The organism is Pseudomonas sp. B12(2026), assembly GCF_057767015.1.
On the sequence record NZ_CM173430.1, the window covers coordinates 5,455,966 to 5,475,510 of the forward strand.

Here is a 19,545-nt window from a genome sequence, read left to right on the forward strand (position 1 = left end):
CGACAAGCCTCAAGCTGCAAGTAAGAGCTTGTGGCTTACGGCTTGCCGCTTGCCGCTTCACGATCGCACAGCGCCTGTGCTTCGGCGACGTCCAGGGTGCCTTCGTAGATCGCGCGGCCGGTGATGGCGCCGATGATGCCCGGGGTACGGGTGTCGAGCAGCTTCTGGATGTCGCCCAGGTTGTGGATGCCGCCCGAAGCGATCACCGGGATGCGCGTGGCGTTGGCCAGCGCGGCGGTGGCTTCGACGTTGCAGCCCTGCATCATGCCGTCCTTGGAGATGTCGGTGTAGACGATGGCGGAGACGCCGTCGGCCTCGAAGCGCCTGGCCAGGTCGATCACCTGCACTTCGCTGACCTCGGCCCAGCCGTCGGTGGCGACGAAGCCGTCCTTCGCATCCAGGCCAACGATCACCTTGCCGGGGAAGGCGCGGCAGGCTTCGCCGACGAACTCCGGCTGCTTGACCGCCTTGGTGCCGATGATCACGTAGCTGACGCCGGCGCGGACGTAGTGCTCGATGGTCTCCAGCGAGCGGATGCCGCCGCCGATCTGGATCGGCAGGTCCGGGTAGCGCTTGGCGATGGCGGTGACCACTTCGCCGTTGACCGGCTTGCCTTCGAAGGCGCCGTTCAGGTCCACCAGGTGCAGACGGCGGCAGCCGCCCTCCACCCACTTGGCGGCCATGGACACCGGGTCGTCGGAGAACACCGTGGCGTCTTCCATCAGGCCCTGGCGCAGGCGCACGCAGGCGCCGTCTTTCAGATCGATTGCGGGGATGATCAGCATGGGTTGAACCTGCTCGAATCCAAGGTTGAATGGGGTCGGGTCAGCTCTTCTCGAGCGCCCACAAGTCGCTTTCGATGCTCTCGAACCGGTCTTTCAGGTGAGATTGCACGTCGAAGATCGCCTTGTTGTAGAACAGCGGGCCGAACTCGCGCAGGAAGAAGTCCAGCGCCTCTTCGGCCTCGAAGGAGCCGACGTCCAGCTCGAAGCGCTCTTCGAGGAAACGCTGGATCGCCCGCGCCGCGCTCTGGCGCTGGGCGCCGTCGAGTTCGAGGATCGCCGGCTTGTCCTTCTGGCGTGCCATGGCTTACCAGCGGCCGTCCCAGGCAGCGAAATTCTGCAGCAGCTGCAGGCCGTGGGTGTGGCTCTTCTCCGGGTGGAACTGCACGGCGAAGCGCGAGCCGTCGGCCAGTGCGGCGGCGAAGTCACGCCCGTAATGGCCGCGACCGGCCACCTGGCGCGGGTTGCCGGCCTCGATGTAGTAGCTGTGCACGAAGTAGAAGCGCGCGCGGTCCGGGATGTCGTGCCACAGCGGGTGGTCGACGCTCTGCGCCACTTCGTTCCAGCCCATGTGCGGCACCTTCAGGTGCTCGCCGTCCTCGTGCAGGTCCTTGCCGAAGAAGCGCACCTGGCCGGGGAACAGGCCGATGCAGTCGACGCCGTCGTTCTCCTCGCTGCGCTCCATCAGCGCCTGCATGCCGACGCAGATGCCGAGGAACGGGCGGTCCTGGCTGACTTCACGCACCAGCTCGTCGAAGCCCAGGCGCCTGATCTCGGCCATGCAGTCGCGGATCGCGCCGACGCCGGGGAACACCACGCGGTCGGCCTCGCGGATCACCGTGGCGTCGCTGGTCACCAGCACGCGGCCGGCGCCCACGCGCTCCAGCGCCTTGGACACCGAGTGCAGGTTGCCCATGCCGTAGTCGATGACGGCTACCGTCTGCATCACAGGCACCCTTTGGTGGACGGCATCTGGCCGGCCATGCGCTCGTCCACCTCGATGGCCATGCGCAGCGCGCGGCCGAAGGCCTTGAACACCGTCTCGATCTGGTGGTGGGTGTTGTGCCCGCGCAGGTTGTCGATGTGCAGGGTCACCTGGGCGTGGTTGACGAAGCCCTGGAAGAACTCCATGAACAGGTCGACGTCGAAGCCGCCGACGCTGGCGCGGGTGAACGGCACGTGCATCTGCAGCCCCGGGCGGCCGGAGAAGTCGATGACCACGCGCGACAGCGCCTCGTCCAGCGGCACGTAGGCATGGCCGTAGCGGCGGATGCCCTTCTTGTCGCCGATGGCCTTGGCGAAGGCCTGGCCGAGGGTGATGCCGATGTCCTCGACGGTATGGTGGTCGTCGATATGCAGGTCGCCCTTGCACTCGATGTCCAGGTCGATCAGGCCGTGGCGGGCGATCTGGTCCATCATGTGCTCGAGGAAGGGAACCCCGGTATCGAAGCGGGCCTTGCCCGTTCCATCCAGGTCGATGGAAACCTTGATCTGGGTTTCCAGGGTGTCGCGCGCGACGGATGCCTTGCGTTCGGCCATCACCAGCTCCACAGCTAACACTGCACGTAATTATAAGAAGGGGCCGGCATTATAGGCGCGCCAGGCCCGGTGCGGCTATGGGCGGTGGTCGGCGCTGGCCGATGGTCTCGGTTGTCCCTACACTGCGCGGCTCGAATCCGAGGATTGCCCATGCCCGTCGTCGTCCAGCACCTGACCCAACCCAGCGACCAGGACCGCCAGGACCTGCTGAAGATCTACGCCGATGCCCCGGACTGGCTGCTGGCGCCCTTCGCCAGTCCCGCCGAACTGGTCGAGCGCGGGCTTGCCGAGGGCCGGCTGTTCACCGGCCGCTTCAACGACCGCCTGCTGGGCGCCGCCTGGGTCGAGTTCGATAGCGGCACCTGGCGCCTCTCGCGCCTGTGCGTGCGCCGCGTCACCCGCAACCGCGGCGTCGCCCGGCGGCTGCTGGAGGAAGCCCAGCGCCTGGCCATCCTGCAGGGCGCCGCGCTGCGCCTGGCGGTGCCAGGCGACCGACCCGAGGCGGCACGTTTCGCCGAACATCTCGGCCTGACGCACGAGCCAACCTGACCCATTTCGCACAAGGAGACGTGCATGCCCTTCGACACCGCCGAACGCGACGCCCTGCTGGCCCTCAAGGGCGTCGGCCCGACCGTGCTGCAACGCCTGGAACAGATGGGCCTGGACAGCTTCGCCCGGCTGCGCGGCGCCAGCGCCGAGGAAATCCTGCAGAACGGCGCCGCGCTGACCGGCAGCAGCTGCTGGAAGAACAGCCCGCAGGCCCGCGCCGCCATCGACGCCGTGCTGCGCCGCGCAGGGCAGGACTGACAGCGGACGGGAACCGCGCGCCGGCTTCCCACTCAAACCCGCAATACTGGCGCTCCGCCTTCCGGGCTGGGGCGCGGGTGCGTCATTGATATACTTCTCCGCTATTCCATCCGCCGTCTGAACAAGGTCCCGTCCATGAAAGCGTTCGGCAAACTCCTTGGCATCGTCGTCCTGGCCCTGCTGCTGCTCATCGTCGCCGCCGGCTTCGTGCTGACCCACTTCTTCGATCCGAACGACTACAAGGACGAAATCCGCCAACTGGCCCGCGACAAGGCCAACATCGAACTGAACCTCAAGGGCGATATCGGCTGGAGCCTCTTCCCCTGGCTGGGCCTGGAGCTGCACGACACCAGCGTGGCCACCCTGCAGGCGCCCGACCAGCCGTTCGCCGACGCGCAATTGCTCGGCCTGTCGGTGCGCGTGCTGCCGCTGCTGCGCAAGGAAGTGCAGATGAGCGACATCCGCGTCGAGGGCCTCAACCTCAGCCTGAACCGCGACAAGAACGGCGCCGGCAACTGGGAGAACATCGGCAAGCCCGCCCAGCCGGCCAACGGCACGCCCGCCGCCGCGCAACCTGCGCCCGCTCCGGAGGAACCGGCCAAACCGGCCGCCGAGCAACCGCGCCAGCCGATGAAGCTCGACATCGACAGCCTGACGGTGAAGAACGCGCGCATCGACTACGCCGACGCGCAGAGCGGCAGGAACTACAGCGTCGAAGGCATCGAACTGAGCACCGGCGCCATCCGCGAGGGCAGCAACATCCCGCTCAAGTTCAGCGCCTACCTGGGCAGCAACCAGCCGGTGATCCGCGTCCGCACCGAACTGACCGGCAACCTGCGCTTCGACCGCGCGCTCAAGCGCTACCAGCTGGAAGACACCAGGCTCTCCGGCGAAGTGTCCGGCGATCCGCTGCAAGGCAAGACCGCCAGCTACAGCGCCCAGGGCCAGCTGGTGCTCGACCAGGCCGCCCAGGTCGCCGAGTGGAACGGCCTGAAGGTCAGCGTCAACCAGCTGCGCGCCCTCGGTGAGATCAAGGCCCGCGAACTGGACAAGGAACCCAAGTTCGACGGCGGCCTGTCGCTGGCGCCGTTCAACCTGCGCGAATTCCTCACCGGCATCGGCCAGACCCTGCCGGAAATGGCCGACGCCAACACCCTGACCAAGCTGGAACTGTCCACCCGCCTGGCCGGCAACCGCAACAGCCTGAACCTCGGCGACATCAAGCTGAAGCTCGACGACAGCAACTTCAGCGGCAACCTCGGCATCGCCGACTTCAGCAAGCAGGCCATCCGCGCCCAGTTGAGCGGCGACCGCCTGGACCTCGACCGCTACCTGCCGGCCAAGGCCGCCAAGGCCGGGGAAGCCACCAGCGCCGCGCGCCGGGCCGAAGTCGAGGCGACCGCCGGCAACGCCATCAAGGGCGATACCCCGCTGCCCAACGCGCCGACCCAGCAGGCCTGGAGCGATGCGCCCATGCTGCCGGTCGCGCGCCTGCGCAATCTCGACCTGGACGCAGCCCTGCAGCTCGGCCAGCTGACCCTCGACAAGCTGCCGATCGAGAACGCCAGCCTCAAGCTGCGCGGCCAGGGCGGCCTGCTCAACCTCGACGACCTGCGCGGCGAGCTCTACGACGGCAAGTTCAACGCCAGCGCCAGCCTCGACGCACGCCAGGACGTGCCGCTGCTCAAGGCGCAGAAGCACATCGCCGGCGTGCCGGTGGAGCGCCTGGTCGAATCCCAGGGCCAGAAGCCGCCGGTCAAGGGCCTGCTGGACCTGGACGCCGACATCAGCACCCAGGGCGTCAGCCAGAAGGACTGGATCGACAACCTCAACGGCACCGCGCGCTTCGTCCTGACCCAGGGCGTGCTGCTCAACGCCAACCTGGAACAGCAGCTGTGCCAGGGCATCGCCACCCTCAACCGCAAGGCCCTGACCACCGAGCACGGCGGCAAGGACACGCCGTTCCGCGAGCTGCAGGGCAACCTGGTGTTCAAGAACGGCGTGGCCAGCAACCCGGACCTCAAGGCCAGCATTCCCGGCCTCACCGTCAAGGGCGACGGCGACATCGACCTGCGCGTGCTGGGCATGGACTACCGCCTCGGCGTGATCATCGAGGGCGACAAGAGCGACATGCCCGACCCGGCCTGCGAAGTGAACCAGCGCTACGTGGGCGTGGAATGGCCGCTGCGCTGCCGCGGCCCGCTGGAACTGGGCGCCAAGGCCTGCCGCCTGGACAAGGACGGCCTCGGCAAGATCGCCGCGCAACTGGCCGGGGACCGGCTCAACGAAAAACTCGAAGAGAAGCTCGGCGACAAGGTCAGTCCCGAACTCAAAGACGCACTCAAAGGGCTGTTCAAGAAGAAATGACCCCGGAACGCTTCAACTCGGCGGTGCTCGACTGGTTCGACCGCCATGGCCGCCATGACCTGCCCTGGCAGCAGAACATCACGCCCTACCGGGTGTGGGTCTCGGAAATCATGCTGCAGCAGACCCAGGTCAGCACCGTGATGGGCTACTACGACCGCTTCATGAGCGCGCTGCCGACGGTGGCGGACCTCGCCGCCGCGCCGGAAGACGAAGTGCTGCACCTGTGGACGGGCCTGGGCTACTACACCCGCGCGCGCAACCTGCACAAGACCGCGAAGACGGTGATGGAGCGGCATGGCGGCGAATTCCCCCGCGACGTCGAGCAGCTCGCCGAACTGCCCGGCATCGGCCGCTCCACCGCCGGCGCCATCGCCAGCATCGCCATGGGCCTGCGCGCGCCGATCCTCGATGGCAACGTCAAGCGCGTGCTGGCGCGCTACCTCGCCTGCGACGGCTACCCCGGCGAGCCGAAGGTGGCCAGGCAACTGTGGGACGCCGCCGAACGCTTCACCCCGCACGGGCGGGTCAACCACTACACCCAGGCGATGATGGACCTGGGCGCCACGCTCTGCACCCGCAGCAGGCCGAGCTGCCTGCTCTGCCCGCTGCGCGAGGGCTGCCGCGCACACCTGCTGGGCCGCGAGGGCGACTTCCCGATGCCCAAGCCGCGCAAGGAACTGCCGCGCAAGCGCACGCTGATGCCGATCCTGGCCAACCGCGAGGGCGGCATCCTGCTCTACCGCCGTCCGTCGACCGGCCTGTGGGGCGGGCTGTGGAGCTTCCCGGAGCTGGACGACCTGACCGCCCTCGACCCGCTGGCCCAGCGCCACGCCCTGCGCCTGGGCGAGCGCCGCGAACTGCCCGGCCTGACCCACACCTTCAGCCACTTCCAGCTGGCCATCGAGCCCTGGCTGGTGCGCGTCGAGGACGCAGCCCCCGCCGTGGCCGAGGCCGACTGGCTCTGGTATAACCTCGCCACCCCACCGCGGCTCGGCCTCGCCGCCCCGGTGAAAAAGCTGCTCAAACGAGCCGCCGACGTGCTCAACGCAGGAGAAATGTCATGACCCGACTGGTGATGTGCCGCAAGTACAAAGAAGAGCTGCCCGGCCTCGATCGCCCGCCCTACCCCGGCGCCAAGGGCCAGGACATCTTCGACCACGTATCGAGGAAGGCCTGGGACGAGTGGCAGAAGCACCAGACCATGCTGATCAACGAGCGTCGCCTGAACATGATGAACGCCGACGATCGCAAGTTCCTCACCGCCGAAATGGACAAGTTCCTCAGTGGCGAGGAGTACGCCCAGGCCGAAGGCTACGTCCCGCCCAGCGCGTAAGCTTCGGTATTAACTGAAAATTTTTTTCGCGGCGCGCTTGACACCCCTTCCGAAAACCCTTTTAATGCGCGCCACGTTGCCCAGGTAGCTCAGTTGGTAGAGCAGGGGATTGAAAATCCCCGTGTCGGCGGTTCGATTCCGTCCCTGGGCACCAAGCCTTCCGAAAAGCCCCTGAAATCGCGAGATTTCAGGGGCTTTTTCATTTCCCCTCCGCACCTCCCCTCCGCTTTCCGGGCACCCGCGCACGAATCGTGTCGAATGTTTGCCGAACTACACTGTCTACTGGCACGTAGCACGTTGTTCTTTCAGAATCATGACAAGCCGGGTGATTTCCGCTTTTTTGGTGAAATCCCCCGGCGTTTGATGTTTCGTAGCGGAGTCACTGTGCGCGCACTCATTCGCTGGTGGAATTCACGGGGCAACCTGGCCACTCTGTCCGCCCTCTTCCTGCTGGTCCCCCTGGTCGGCCGTTACAGCCTCGGCTGGGGTACCGGGCTGGGCTACCTGTCCGACCTCGCGCTCGGCACGTTGCTGGTCGTCGCGCTGCACACCCGGCGCCTGTTCATCGCCATACCGGTGATGCTGGCGTGGGCGCTGTCGGTCATCGGCACGGCCGAACTGGTCAGCGCCGTCGGCCGCATGCCCGCACCGGAAGACCTGCATTTCCTCGCCGACCCGACCTTCGTCGCCAACTCCACCGAGGGCGGCGGCCTGAACCACCTGCACCTGGCGATCGCCATCGGCGCCGGCATCCTGCTCTGCGCCCTGCTCTGGCGCCGCCAGGAACAGCCGCTGCCACGCTTCGCCTATGCGCTGCCGGCGACGCTACTGGCCGGGCACTTCGGCCTGCAGTACTTCCAGCCCAGCGACGCGGAGATGTGGAAGCAGTTCAACCTGCCGCACCAACTGGTATCGCGCGCCGTCACCAGCGCCGAAATGGCCTACCAGGACTGGCGCGACCGCGATCTGCCGGAAGTCATCCCGAACGTCACCGGCCTGACCCAGCACGACCTGAGCGGCACCCCGCTGCTGGCCGGCCGCGGCCAGGCGAAGAACGTGCTGATCATCGCCATGGAAGGTATTCCGGGCGCCTACGTCGCGACCAACCGCGCGGCCCTGAGCAGCAGCTACGAAGAGTCGATGATGCCCAAGCTCAGCACCTGGGCCGAACGGGCGATGACCACCCCGGACTACGTGGTGCACAGCCACCAGACCATCCGCGGCCTCTACGCCATGCTCTGCGGCGACTACAGCAAGCTGGACAACGGCACGCCCAAGGGCGTCGAACTGCTGGGCAACCCGACCCGCGCCGCCGAGTGCCTGCCGGCGCAGATGCACCAGGCCGGCTTCAGCACCCACTTCCTGCAGGGCGCCGGGCTGCGCTTCATGGCCAAGGACAAGGTCATGCCGGCCATGGGCTTCGACAAGACCCGCGGTCGCGACTGGTTCAAGAAGAAGCCCTACCTGGAGTTCGCCTGGGGCATGGACGACAAGGCCTTCTTCGAAGGCGCGCTGGACTACGTCGGCCAGCTGCGGCAGAAGAAACAGCCGTGGATGCTCACCCTGCTGACCGTCGGCACCCACCAGCCCTACTCGACCACCCCGGAATACCTGGCCAGATACCCGACGCCGCGCCAGGCCGCCATCGCCTACCTGGACGACGCGGTGGACGCCTTCCTCAAGGGGCTGGAAGACAAGGGCGTACTGAAGGACACCCTGGTGATCATCACCTCCGACGAGTCCCACGGCATCGACAACGTGCGCCTCGCCTCGGCCTGGGGGCTGAACCTGGTGCTCGCGCCGGAACAGGCCGTGCTGCCGCCAGTGAAGGACGGCGTCTATGGCCACGTGGACCTGGAGTCGTCGATCCTCGACTACTTCGCCATCAAGGCGCCGCAGGATATCGCCGGCCGCTCGCTGTTCCGCGACTACGAGACCGGTCGGGAAATGGTCTCCTTCACCAACGGCATGCAGCGCTATCACGACGGCAAGAGCACCTTCATCGAGTGCGACTTCCAGCAGGTCTGCCGGCGCTACAAGAGCGACGGCTTCATTGCCGACAGCGCCAAGTTCACGGGCCGCTTCAGCGGCCGCGACGCACGCCTGATGACGGCCCGCGCCGACATCCTCGACCAGTCGGTGGTCAACGCCCAGTCGGCGCGCGAATACCAGTTCGCCACCCGCGAGCGCATTCGCCTGAAGCCACAGGTCACCAACGAGTACACCGACAACCTGATCGGCGCGCAGTACCTGGAATTCCCGGCCAACTCGCGCACCACGGTGAGCCTGAAGATCCGCGCAGTCCAGATGGACAGCCAGGGCGCGCGCATCCAGCTCAAGACCCGCTCGTTCGAGCAGCCGGTGCCGATCCCGATGCCGGAGTTCCCGCCGGTGAAGCGCAACCAGCCGCTGGCGGTGTCGTTCTCCTTCGACAACGAGCAGGCGCGCAAGGCGTTCTCCTTCCACCTGCTGGCCGAGGGCAGGGGCATCATCGAGATCACCGACTTCCACGTCATGACCGAGCCGCGCAAATCCCCGCTCAATGCCAGCGAACCGGGCGCGAGCGGCCTCGCCGAGGACAAGGTGCTGCCGATTCCCCGCCTCTCCGGCCACCCGAACCTGATGGCCAGCCAGCCCGCGGAATCCGAGGATGACGTGTCGCCCGCCGACGCCATCGAAGAACCGGCCCCGCAGCTACGCCAGATGATGCAGTGAACGGGACTGGCGGTCGCCCGGACCGCCGGTCTTTTCCCCGTGCGCGGAAGCTGGCACTATCGCGCCCCCGCGAAGGCATGCCGCCGTATCCGACCCGCTAGTTCAGCCCAGGCGACAACACGCTGTGGCAATGCGACAACTTGCCGCTATCCCGGGGAACAGCGACGGTTGACCGCTTGGCGCACCCCGGGACGCGTGTTAGCTTGCCCCTCGCCAGGATGGCCCCGATTCTGCAGTAACCCACTGCAAGAGCGTCCTAATAAAAACAGAGGAGCCCCTTATGGCCGAGGCCATACCCGCACTGGAAATCCGTAACCTGCACAAGCGCTACGGTGACCTGGAAGTGCTCAAAGGCATTTCCCTGACTGCCCGTGACGGCGACGTCATTTCCATCCTCGGCTCCTCCGGTTCCGGCAAATCCACGTTCCTGCGCTGCATCAACCTGCTGGAGAACCCGCACCAGGGCCAGATCCTGGTCGCCGGCGAAGAGCTCAAGCTGAAGAAGGCCAAGGACGGGTCGCTGGTCGCCTCGGACAGCAAGCAGATCAACCGTCTGCGCAGCGAGCTGGGCTTCGTCTTCCAGAACTTCAACCTCTGGCCGCACATGAGCATCCTCGACAACATCATCGAGGCGCCGCGCCGTGTGCTGGGCAAGACCCGCGCCGAAGCCATCGAGATCGCCGAGGCCCTGCTGGCCAAGGTCGGCATCGCCGACAAGCGCCACAGCTTCCCGGCCCAGCTTTCCGGCGGCCAGCAGCAGCGCGCCGCCATCGCCCGCACCCTGGCGATGCAGCCCAAGGTCATCCTCTTCGACGAGCCGACGTCCGCACTCGACCCGGAAATGGTCCAGGAAGTGCTCAACGTCATCCGCGCGCTCGCCGAGGAAGGCCGCACCATGCTGCTGGTCACCCATGAAATGAACTTTGCCCGCCAGGTTTCCAGCGAGGTGGTGTTCCTCCACCAGGGCCTGGTAGAAGAGCAGGGATCGCCGCAGCAGGTGTTTGAAAACCCGCAGTCGGCACGCTGTAAGCAATTCATGTCCAGCCACCGCTAACGGAGCATTACTGCATGAAGAACTATAAGAAGATCATCCTGGCCGTCGCGGCCACCCTGGCGATCGGGGGCAATGCCATCGCCGCGGAAAAACTGCGTATCGGTACCGAAGGCGCCTACCCGCCCTTCAACGGCATCGACGCCAGCGGCCAGGTCGTCGGCTTCGACCTCGACATCGCCAAGGCGCTGTGCGCCAAGATGAAGACCGAGTGCGACGTCGTCACCTCCGACTGGGACGGCATCATCCCCGCGCTGAACGCCAAGAAGTTCGACTTCATCGTCGCCTCCATGTCGATCACCGACGAACGCAAGCAGGCGGTGGACTTCACCAGCCCGTACTACACCAACAAGCTGCAGTACGTGGCCCCCAAGTCGACTGACTTCAAGACCGACAAGGGCTTCCTGAAGGGCAAGGTGATCGGCGCCCAGCGCGCGACCATCGCCGGCACCTGGCTGGAAGACAACATGTCCGACACCGTGACCATCAAGCTGTACGACACCCAGGAAAACGCCTACCTCGACCTCTCCTCCGGCCGCCTCGACGGCGTGCTGGCCGACAAGTTCGTGCAATACGACTGGCTCAAGAGCGACGCCGGCAAGGACTTCGAGTTCAAGGGCGAGCCGGTGTTCGACAACGACAAGATCGGCATCGCCGTGCGCAAGGGTGACCCGCTGCGCGACAAGCTGAACGCCGCTCTGAAGGAAATCGTCGACGACGGTACCTACAAGAAGATCAACGAAAAGTACTTCCCCTTCAGCATCTATTGATGCACCTGCCGCGCCGCCCGGGCTCGGGCGGCGCGCGCCCTCAGGCGTGATTCCCCATGATTTTCGACCTGCACGGCTTTGGCGATCAGTTGATCGCCGGCACCTGGATGACGCTCAAGCTCTCGCTCGCCGCAGTCTGCGTCGGACTGATCCTCGGCCTGCTGGGCGCGGTAGCCAAGACATCCAAGAACCCCTTCCTGCGCACGCTCGGCGGTTTCTACACCACCGTGGTGCGTGGCGTGCCCGAGACCCTCTGGGTCCTGATGATCTACTTCGGCACCGTGACCGGGCTGAACGCCCTGGGTGACCTGTTCGGCCACCCCGAGCTCGCCCTGTCGCCCTTCGCCGCCGGCACCTGTGCCCTGGGCCTGTGCTTCGGCGCCTACGCCACTGAGGTATTCCGCGGCGCGCTGCTGGCGATTCCCAAGGGGCATCGCGAGGCCGGCCAGGCGCTGGGCCTTTCCGCCCCGCGCATCTTCTGGCGCGTCGTGCTGCCGCAGGTGTGGCGTGTGGCACTGCCGGGCCTGGGCAACCTCTATCTGATTCTGCTGAAGGATACCGCCCTCGTCTCGCTGATCAGTCTCGACGAAATCATGCGCAAGGCCAGCGTCGCCTCCAACGCGACCAAGGAGCCCTTCACCTTCTACATGGTGGCCGCCTTGATCTACCTGGGTCTGACCATCTTCGTCATGGCCGCCCTGCATTACCTTGAGCGCCGCGCCGGCCGTGGCTTCGTGAGGAACGAGCTATGACCGATATCGAGCTGATTCTCAAGTGGATGCCGAAGATGCTCCTGGGCGCGCAGCTGACCCTGGAGCTGCTGGCCATCGCCGTGGTCGCCGGCCTGTGCCTGGCAGTGCCGCTGGGCATCGCCCGCGCCTCGCGGCACTGGTATGTGCGCGCCCTGCCCTATGCCTACGTCTTCTTCTTCCGCGGCACGCCATTGTTGCTGCAGCTGGCCCTGGTCTATTACGGCCTGGCGCAGTTCGAGGCCGTGCGCAAAAGCAATCTCTGGCCCTACCTGCGCGACCCATACTGGTGTGCGCTATTGACCATGACGCTGCACACGGCAGCCTACATCGCGGAAATCCTCCGCGGCGCCATCCACGCCATTCCCGTTGGCGAAGTGGAAGCCGCCCGCGCGCTGGGCATGTCGCGGCGCCAGGCGCTGTTCCACATCATCCTGCCGCGTGCCGCGCGCATCGCCCTGCCGGCCTACAGCAACGAGGTGATCCTCATGCTCAAGGCCAGCGCCGTGGTGTACACCGTGACCCTGTTCGACATCATGGGCATGACCCGCACCATCATCGCGCGCACCTACGAGGCCATGCTGTTCTTCTGCCTGGCCGGCGTGTTCTACCTGGTCATCACGCTGGTTCTGACCCGCATCTTCCGCCTGGCCGAACACTGGCTGCGGGTGGACTCCATGCAGGGCCGCTGACCGGCGCGCCCAACCCGGCACGGGGCCGCTATACTGCGCGCCCCGTGGCCTTCCCCGCCTTGCGCCGTGTACCCGAACGACACTCCCCTGACCGGCACCGACCTGCTCCAGCGCTTCCTGGAGCTGGACGAATTCCTGCTGCAGCACCAGGCACTCTGGCGGCCGAAGCCGTTCACCGTGCGCGAACTGCCGTGGGAGCGCGAACACCCGGAGCTGGCCGGCTGGCTGCGTGACCGCAGCCTGGAAGACGCCGACGCGGCCCACCACCTCACCGTACAGCTGCACGCCCCCGCACCCTTTCCCACGCTGGCCGCCAGCGCTGCCCGGCTGTCCGCCGTCGGGGAATTGCCGGCAGCCGCGCCCGGCCGGCGGCCCACCGCCCTGACGGTCGACGTGCCCGGCCGCAAATGGCAACAGATCGAAGCCTTCGCCAGTCGCCTGCGCTTCGTCCAGCAGCCCCAGCGGTGGCTCGACTGGTGCGCCGGCAAGGGCCATCTCGGCCGGCTGCTGGCGTGCGATGGCCTGCCGCTGCTCAGCCTGGAATACGAGGCGGCGCTGGTGGCAGACGGGCAGCGTCTGAGCGACCGGCACGGGCTGCAGGCCACGCATCGCCAGCAGGATGTGCTCGAAGAGGGCGCGGCCGAACACCTGCAAGCCGGGCATACGGCGGTCGCCCTGCACGCCTGCGGCGACCTGCACGTCCGGCTGCTGCAACTGGCCAGCGAACGCGGCTGCCGCCAGCTGGCCGTCGCGCCCTGCTGTTATAACCGTATCAATGGGGACTTCTACCGCCCCCTTTCCGGCACGGCGCAAGACTCGAAACTGCTGCTGTCGCGGGACGACCTGCGCCTGCCGCTCGCCGAAACCGTCACCGCGGGCGCGCGCGTCCGCCGCCAGCGCGACCGCTCGATGGCGCGCCGCCTGGCGTTCGACCTGCTGCAGCGGGAGCTGCGCGGAATCGACGACTACCTGCCGATCCCCTCGGTCCCGCCGGCCTGGCTCGACAAGCCGTTCGCCGACTATTGCCGCGACCTGGCCGCCCTCAAAGGCCTGCCGGCCCCCGCCGAGCGCGACTGGCAGGCCCTGGAGGCGCAAGGCTGGAAGCGCCTGGCCGCGGTGCGCAACCTGGAACTGGTGCGCGGGCTGTTCCGTCGCCCCCTGGAGCTGTGGCTGCTGCTCGATCGCGCGCTCTTTCTCCAGGAACGGGGCTATGCAGTCACCCTCGGCCGCTTCTGCAATCCACGCATGACTCCCCGCAACCTGCTTCTGCTCGCGGAACGCACCTGAGACGGGCGTTCCAGACATCCATCCACACCCCTTGTGGATAACTCTGTTGAAATCGTCGAGAAAAAACGCGCCAACGCCCGGCCCAGAGGGCACCGGAGTGTCTCGATCATTTTCCAATCACCTCTTCTATATCCTTTAAAAACAATTAGTTAGAAGAGTCCGTGACGGACCGCACGGCGAATATTCGATTTTGCACCAAGCCCGCCGGCCACTGTGCATAAGACCCGGTCTTTCGGACCCGCCTCAAGCGGCGCCTGTTGCTATCCGCATACCAATCACGATTCATGGAACTGATTGTTCCTCCATTGCGACAATCAGCCCTTGTCAATCACTGCCTAGGCAGTAACATTGCCGAACACCTTCCTGCCTAGACAGCTAATAGCCTTGTCATGAATCACTACGACGTCGCGGACTTCCCCTTCAAGGGCTCCATCGGTCACCTCCTGGGCGCCACCGCGCTCCTCAAGGACCGCCTGCTGGACAAGCATCTGGCGCACCTGGATATCACCGCGGCCCAGTTCAGGGTGCTGTTCTTCATCGGTGAGGCCCGCGCCAACACCCCGGTCGAGCTGTGCCGCGAGCTGTCCATCGACAGCGGCTCGATGACGCGGATGCTCGATCGTCTCGAACGCAAGGGCCTGCTGGTCCGCCAGCCCTGTCCGAACGACCGGCGCAGCGTGCGCCTGCACCTGAGCGAAGCCGGCCAGGCCATGCACGACCAGGGACCGAAGATCGCCGCGGCGGCGATGAACGAGCTGGTCGGCTGCCTGTCCCGCGAGGAACTGCACACCCTGACCGGCCTGCTCGACAAGATTCTGCGCGCCCACGGCATCGACGCCAGCGGCCCGGCGCGGGAGAAACGGACATGATCGACCTGCGCTTCGCCCGTCTGCCGGCCTGCGTGTTGGGCGCCGTGCTGGGGCTCGCGGGTTGCGTCAGCTCGTCGGGACTGCTGCCCAGCGGCCAGGCCACCGACCCCGCCAGCCTGAAAGCGGGCACGACCCTCGACGGCACCCCGCTGTCCCCCGCCGCCTGGCCCAGCCAACGCTGGTGGAGCAGCCTGGGCGACCCGCAACTGGACGGCCTGATCGACGAGGCGTTGCGTGGCACGCCGGACCTGGACATCGCCAGTGCCCGCGCCCGCCAGGCCATCGCCGCCGCCCAGGCGCAGGACGCCGAACGCCTGCCCAGCGTGACGGGCACCGCCAGCTATTCCGGCATCCGCGCCCCCGAAAGCGTGCTGCCGGCGCCGATGGGCGGTCGCTATTCGGCGGTGAAGTACCTGTCGCTGGGCTTGAGCTATGACCTCGACCTCTGGGGCGGCAAGCGCGCCGCCTGGGAAGCGGCCCTCGGCCAGGCCAACGCCGCCGAGGTCGACCGCCAGGCAGCCGCCATCAACCTGTCGACCAACGTCGCCCGCGCCTACAGCAACCTGGCCCACGCCTTCGTCGCCGGCGATCTGGCCCGTGACGAGCTGGAGCGCTCGCAACACCTCTACCAGCTCAGCCAGAAACGCATGGACGCCGGCCTGGACAGCAAGGTTCAGCTGCAGCAGACGCAGACCCAGGTAGCCAGCGCCAAGCAGCAGCTGGCCGCGGCGGAGCAGGAGATCGCCAGCGACCGCATCGCGCTGGCCGTGCTGCTCGGCCAGGGCCCCGATCGCGGGCAGAGCCTGCAACGCCCGCAAGTGCTGAATCCCGCAGCGCTGGCGCTGCCCTCGAACCTGCCCGCCGAACTGCTCGGCCGCCGTCCGGACATCGTCGCCGCGCGCTGGCGCGTCGAAGCGACCGCCAAGGACATCCAGTCGGCCAAGACCGAGTTCTATCCCAACCTCAACCTGAGCGCGATGGTCGGCCTGGCCGCCATGCACACCGAGGACGTACTCAAGGCGCCGAGCCGCTTCCTGCAGATCGCCCCGGCCATCTCCCTGCCGATCTTCGACGGCGGCCGCCTGCGCGCCAACCTCGCCGGCAAGGACGCCGACTACGACCTGGCGGTGGCCCAGTACAACAAGACCCTGGTCAACGCCCTCGGCGAGGTCAGCGACGACATCGGCAGGCTGCGCTCGCTCCAGCAGCAGATCGATGACCAGCGCGACGCGCGGGACATCGCCAAATCCAACTTCGACCTGGCCATGCGCCGCTACGGCGAAGGCGTCGGCAACTACCTCGACGCCCTCAGCGTGCAGCAGCAGCTGCTCGTCGCCGAACGCCAGTTGGCCAGCCTGGACGCCCAGCGCATCGATCTCTCGGTGCAACTGGTCCAGGCCCTGGGCGGCGGTTACCAGCCCGACCCCACTTCCACACCCGCCCCGCTCGCCCAGGCGAACGCGGCCGCCGCGCACTGAACGAGGCACCCGAGATGAGCACCGCCCCGCAAGAAGTCCAGAACGGCAACCCCAAGCGCAAGCGCTGGCTGCTGATCCTGCTCGCCGTCGTCGTGCTGGCCGGCATCGCCAGCGTGGCCTGGCAACTCCTCTACGGCCGCTGGCACGAGGACACCGACGACGCCTACGTCAACGGTAACGTCGTGCAGATCACCCCGCAGATCACCGGCACCGTGGTCAGCATCGGCGCCGATGACGGCGATCTGGTGCAGAAGGGCCAGGTGCTGGTGAAGTTCGACCCGAGCGACGCCGATATCGCCCTGCAGCAGGCCGAGGCCAATCTGGCGCGCAGCGTGCGCCAGGTGCGCGGGTTGTTCAGCAATGTCGACGGCTACAAGGCCGACGTGGCGGCGAAGAAGGTCGCCCTGAGCAAGGCCGAGGCGGACTTCAAGCGCCGGCAGAATCTCGCCAACGACGGTGCCATCTCCCGGGAAGAGCTGGCCCACGCCCGCGACGCCCTGGACACCGCGCGCAGCGCGCTGACCAGCGCCGAACAGCAGTTGGACACCAACCGCGCCCTGGTCGACGACACCGTCATCACCTCCCACCCGGAGGTGAAGGCCGCCGCCGCCAAGCTGCGCCAGGCCTACCTGGACGACGCCCGCGCGGTGATCGTCGCGCCGGTCACCGGCTACGTCGCCAAGCGCACCGTGCAGGTCGGCCAGCGCGTACAGCCGGGCGCCGCGCTGATGGCCGTGATTCCGCTGGATCAGGTATGGATCGACGCCAACTTCAAGGAAACCCAGCTCAAGCACATGCGCATCGGCCAGCCGGTGGAGATCCGCTCGGACCTCTACGGCAGCGAAGTGAAGTACTCCGGCACCGTCGACAGCCTCGGCGTCGGCACCGGCAGCGCCTTCTCCCTGCTGCCGGCGCAGAACGCCACCGGCAACTGGATCAAGATCGTCCAGCGCGTGCCCGTGCGCATCCGCATCAGCCCGGACGAGCTGGCCAAGCACCCGCTGCGCATCGGCCTGTCGATGGACGTCAACGTCAGCCTGCACGACCAGAGCGGCCCCGCCCTGGCCCAGCAGCCGCCGCACGAGGCGCTGTTCTCCACCGACGTCTACCAGCAGCAGCTGGCCTCCGCCGACCAGCGGATCGAACAGTTGATCCACGCCAACCTGGCCGACGCCAGCCACCGCACCGCCCAGCGCTGATACGTCCGCATCCATGAGTCAGAACAGCAGTTTCACCCCGCCCAGCCTGGTGATGGCCACCATCGGCCTGTCGCTGGCGACCTTCATGCAGGTGCTGGACACCACCATCGCCAACGTGGCGCTGCCGACCATCTCCGGCAACCTGGGCGTCAGCGCCGAGCAGGGTACCTGGGTGATCACCTCGTTCGCGGTGAGCAACGCCATCGCCCTGCCGCTGACCGGCTGGCTCAGCCGGCGCGTCGGCGAAGTGCGGCTGTTCATCGCCGCCACCCTGCTGTTCGTGATCGCCTCCTTTCTCTGCGGCGTGGCGCAGCAGATGGGCATGCTGGTGGGCTTCCGCGCCCTCCAGGGCTTCGTCGCCGGGCCGCTGTACCCGATCACCCAGACCCTACTGATCTCCATCTATCCACCGGCGAAACGCGGGATGGCCCTGGCGCTACTGGCGATGGTGACCGTGGTGGCCCCCATCGCCGGGCCGATCCTTGGCGGCTGGATCACCGACAGCTACAGCTGGCCGTGGATCTTCTTCATCAACGTGCCCATCGGCCTGTTCGCCTCCATGGTGGTCTACCAGCAACTGCGCGAACGTCCGGTGGTGATCAAGCGCGCGCCGATGGACTACATGGGCCTGGCGATGCTGGTGATCGGCGTCGGCGCCCTGCAGATCGTGCTCGACAAGGGCAACGACCTGGACTGGTTCGAGTCCGGCTTCATCATCGGCGGCAGCGTGATCGCGGTGGTCGCCCTGGCCGTGTTCGTGATCTGGGAACTGACCGATAAGCACCCGATCGTCAATCTGCGGCTGTTCGTGCACCGCAACTTCACCGCCGGCACCCTGGCACTGGTCGGCGGCTACGCCGGCTTCTTCGGCATGGGGCTGCTGGTGCCGCTCTGGCTGCAGACCCAGATGGGCTACACCGCCACCTGGGCGGGTCTGGCGGCGGCACCGATCGGGGTCCTGCCGATATTCCTCTCACCGATCGTCGGACGCTACGCGCAGAACTTCGACTTGCGCATGCTCGCCGGCCTGGCCTTCCTGACGATGGCCGCAACCTGCTTCATGCGTGCCAGCTTCACCACCGAAGTCGACTTCGCCCACGTCGCCCTGGTGCAGATGCTCATGGGCTTCGGCGTGGCCTTCTTCTTCATGCCGATCCTCAGCATCCTGCTCTCGGACCTGCCGCCGGACCAGATCGCCGACGGCTCGGGCCTGGCCACCTTCCTACGCACCCTGGCCGGCAGCTTCGCCGCATCCCTCACCACCTGGCTCTGGAACCGCCGCGCCACCCTGCACCACGCCTACCTCAGCGAAAATCTCAGCCAGTACGACCCGGCCACCCGGGCAACCCTCGAGCAGCTCGGCGGCCCCAGCCAGCACAGCGCCGCGCTGCTGGACGGCATGGTGGAAAGCCAGGCCTACATGATCGCCACCGTCGACTACTTCACCCTGCTCGGCTGGCTGTTCCTCGCCATGCTGGTGATCATCTGCCTGGCCAGGCCCCCGTTCGGCGCCAAACCCGGCGCAGCGACGGCCGGCGGGCACTGATCGGGATTACAGATCACGCAGAAAAATCAGAGGTTTACACCCCAGGCCGCGCCGCTATAATGGCCACCCCCTATGCCGGTATAGCTCAGCAGGTAGAGCAACTGACTTGTAATCAGTAGGTCCCGGGTTCGATTCCTGGTGCCGGCACCATCATTCAGAAAGCCCCGCAGCGATGCGGGGCTTTTTCGTTTTCAAAGCGGGCTAGCACGAGCGGCCCTGTGCCGTGTTGAAATGTGCCGATGCTCCCTCCAACGTCCACCTCACCTGGGGAGACGGAGCTTATGGTGGTCATCGACCAGCACGACCCTCCCAGCATCCTCGGCTCTTTCCCTTGGCGAATCGTTTCACTCGCGTCTATCGG

The 19,545-nt window shown here is 66.8% G+C and carries 19 protein-coding genes and 2 tRNA genes; 17 read left to right on the plus strand and 4 right to left on the minus strand.

Going from position 1 to position 19,545, the window contains the following annotated elements:
* Positions 1 to 35: 35 nt before the first annotated feature.
* Genes hisA through hisB form a run of 4 tightly spaced genes read right to left on the minus strand, consistent with a single transcriptional unit; the run spans position 36 to position 2,321 of the window.
* A complete protein-coding gene (gene hisA, locus AC3B6A_RS25325) occupies positions 36 to 785 on the minus strand; it encodes a 1-(5-phosphoribosyl)-5-[(5-phosphoribosylamino)methylideneamino]imidazole-4-carboxamide isomerase (protein WP_488399847.1) in 750 nt (249 codons plus the stop codon).
* 40 nt (positions 786 to 825) lie between these two features.
* The gene (locus AC3B6A_RS25330; RefSeq protein ID WP_488399848.1) at positions 826 to 1,086 is read right to left on the minus strand and encodes a DUF2164 domain-containing protein; all 261 of its coding nucleotides are present in this window, start codon (positions 1,084 to 1,086) and stop codon (positions 826 to 828) included.
* A gap of 3 nt (positions 1,087 to 1,089) precedes the next feature.
* Positions 1,090 to 1,728, minus strand: a complete 639-nt coding sequence (gene hisH, locus AC3B6A_RS25335; RefSeq protein WP_488399849.1) for an imidazole glycerol phosphate synthase subunit HisH — start codon at positions 1,726 to 1,728, stop codon at positions 1,090 to 1,092.
* The gene (gene hisB, locus AC3B6A_RS25340) at positions 1,728 to 2,321 is read right to left on the minus strand and encodes an imidazoleglycerol-phosphate dehydratase HisB (RefSeq protein WP_488399850.1); all 594 of its coding nucleotides are present in this window, start codon (positions 2,319 to 2,321) and stop codon (positions 1,728 to 1,730) included. Before hisB ends, hisH begins: the two co-directional genes overlap by 1 nt.
* 150 nt (positions 2,322 to 2,471) lie before the next feature.
* Between hisB and panM the strand changes: the two genes are divergently transcribed.
* The 17 genes from panM (at position 2,472) to AC3B6A_RS25425 (ending at position 19,334) form a co-directional block, all read left to right on the plus strand.
* Complete coding sequence (gene panM / locus AC3B6A_RS25345) at positions 2,472 to 2,870, plus strand: aspartate 1-decarboxylase autocleavage activator PanM (RefSeq protein ID WP_488399851.1); 399 nt, start codon at positions 2,472 to 2,474, stop codon at positions 2,868 to 2,870.
* Positions 2,871 to 2,894: 24 nt separating this feature from the next.
* A complete protein-coding gene (locus AC3B6A_RS25350; protein ID WP_488399852.1) occupies positions 2,895 to 3,128 on the plus strand; it encodes a helix-hairpin-helix domain-containing protein in 234 nt (77 codons plus the stop codon).
* Between the two features lie 135 nt (positions 3,129 to 3,263).
* Positions 3,264 to 5,495: an AsmA family protein gene (locus tag AC3B6A_RS25355; protein WP_488399853.1), complete on the plus strand. Its 2,232-nt coding sequence runs from the start codon at positions 3,264 to 3,266 to the stop codon at positions 5,493 to 5,495.
* Positions 5,492 to 6,559, plus strand: coding sequence for an A/G-specific adenine glycosylase (gene mutY / locus AC3B6A_RS25360; RefSeq protein ID WP_488399854.1), 1,068 nt, complete (start codon positions 5,492 to 5,494; stop codon positions 6,557 to 6,559). Before AC3B6A_RS25355 ends, mutY begins: the two co-directional genes overlap by 4 nt.
* Complete coding sequence (locus tag AC3B6A_RS25365) at positions 6,556 to 6,828, plus strand: oxidative damage protection protein (protein ID WP_488399855.1); 273 nt, start codon at positions 6,556 to 6,558, stop codon at positions 6,826 to 6,828. The genes mutY and AC3B6A_RS25365 overlap by 4 nt, the downstream gene beginning before the upstream one ends.
* 78 nt (positions 6,829 to 6,906) lie before the next feature.
* Positions 6,907 to 6,982 (plus strand) — tRNA-Phe (locus tag AC3B6A_RS25370).
* 230 nt (positions 6,983 to 7,212) lie between these two features.
* Complete coding sequence (locus AC3B6A_RS25375; protein WP_488399856.1) at positions 7,213 to 9,543, plus strand: LTA synthase family protein; 2,331 nt, start codon at positions 7,213 to 7,215, stop codon at positions 9,541 to 9,543.
* 280 nt (positions 9,544 to 9,823) lie between these two features.
* Positions 9,824 to 10,597: an ABC transporter ATP-binding protein gene (locus AC3B6A_RS25380; RefSeq protein WP_488399857.1), complete on the plus strand. Its 774-nt coding sequence runs from the start codon at positions 9,824 to 9,826 to the stop codon at positions 10,595 to 10,597.
* Positions 10,598 to 10,611: 14 nt separating this feature from the next.
* Positions 10,612 to 11,364 carry an ABC transporter substrate-binding protein gene (locus tag AC3B6A_RS25385; protein ID WP_488399858.1) on the plus strand — a complete coding sequence of 251 codons (753 nt, stop codon included), beginning with the start codon at positions 10,612 to 10,614 and terminating at the stop codon, positions 11,362 to 11,364.
* Positions 11,365 to 11,420: 56 nt separating this feature from the next.
* Positions 11,421 to 12,116, plus strand: a complete 696-nt coding sequence (locus AC3B6A_RS25390) for an ABC transporter permease (protein WP_488399859.1) — start codon at positions 11,421 to 11,423, stop codon at positions 12,114 to 12,116.
* Complete coding sequence (locus AC3B6A_RS25395; RefSeq protein WP_488399860.1) at positions 12,113 to 12,805, plus strand: ABC transporter permease; 693 nt, start codon at positions 12,113 to 12,115, stop codon at positions 12,803 to 12,805. Before AC3B6A_RS25390 ends, AC3B6A_RS25395 begins: the two co-directional genes overlap by 4 nt.
* A gap of 66 nt (positions 12,806 to 12,871) precedes the next feature.
* On the plus strand, positions 12,872 to 14,092 hold the full coding sequence (locus AC3B6A_RS25400; protein ID WP_488399861.1) for a methyltransferase: 1,221 nt from the start codon (positions 12,872 to 12,874) through the stop codon (positions 14,090 to 14,092).
* Positions 14,093 to 14,481: 389 nt separating this feature from the next.
* Complete coding sequence (locus AC3B6A_RS25405) at positions 14,482 to 14,961, plus strand: MarR family winged helix-turn-helix transcriptional regulator (protein WP_488399863.1); 480 nt, start codon at positions 14,482 to 14,484, stop codon at positions 14,959 to 14,961.
* On the plus strand, positions 14,958 to 16,439 hold the full coding sequence (locus AC3B6A_RS25410) for an efflux transporter outer membrane subunit (protein WP_488399864.1): 1,482 nt from the start codon (positions 14,958 to 14,960) through the stop codon (positions 16,437 to 16,439). The genes AC3B6A_RS25405 and AC3B6A_RS25410 overlap by 4 nt, the downstream gene beginning before the upstream one ends.
* Before the next feature lie 14 nt (positions 16,440 to 16,453).
* Positions 16,454 to 17,638, plus strand: coding sequence for an HlyD family secretion protein (locus tag AC3B6A_RS25415; RefSeq protein ID WP_488399865.1), 1,185 nt, complete (start codon positions 16,454 to 16,456; stop codon positions 17,636 to 17,638).
* Between the two features lie 13 nt (positions 17,639 to 17,651).
* Positions 17,652 to 19,184, plus strand: a complete 1,533-nt coding sequence (locus tag AC3B6A_RS25420) for a DHA2 family efflux MFS transporter permease subunit (protein ID WP_488399867.1) — start codon at positions 17,652 to 17,654, stop codon at positions 19,182 to 19,184.
* Positions 19,185 to 19,258: 74 nt separating this feature from the next.
* Positions 19,259 to 19,334, plus strand: a tRNA-Thr gene (locus tag AC3B6A_RS25425).
* The last annotated feature ends 211 nt before the right edge of the window (positions 19,335 to 19,545 follow it).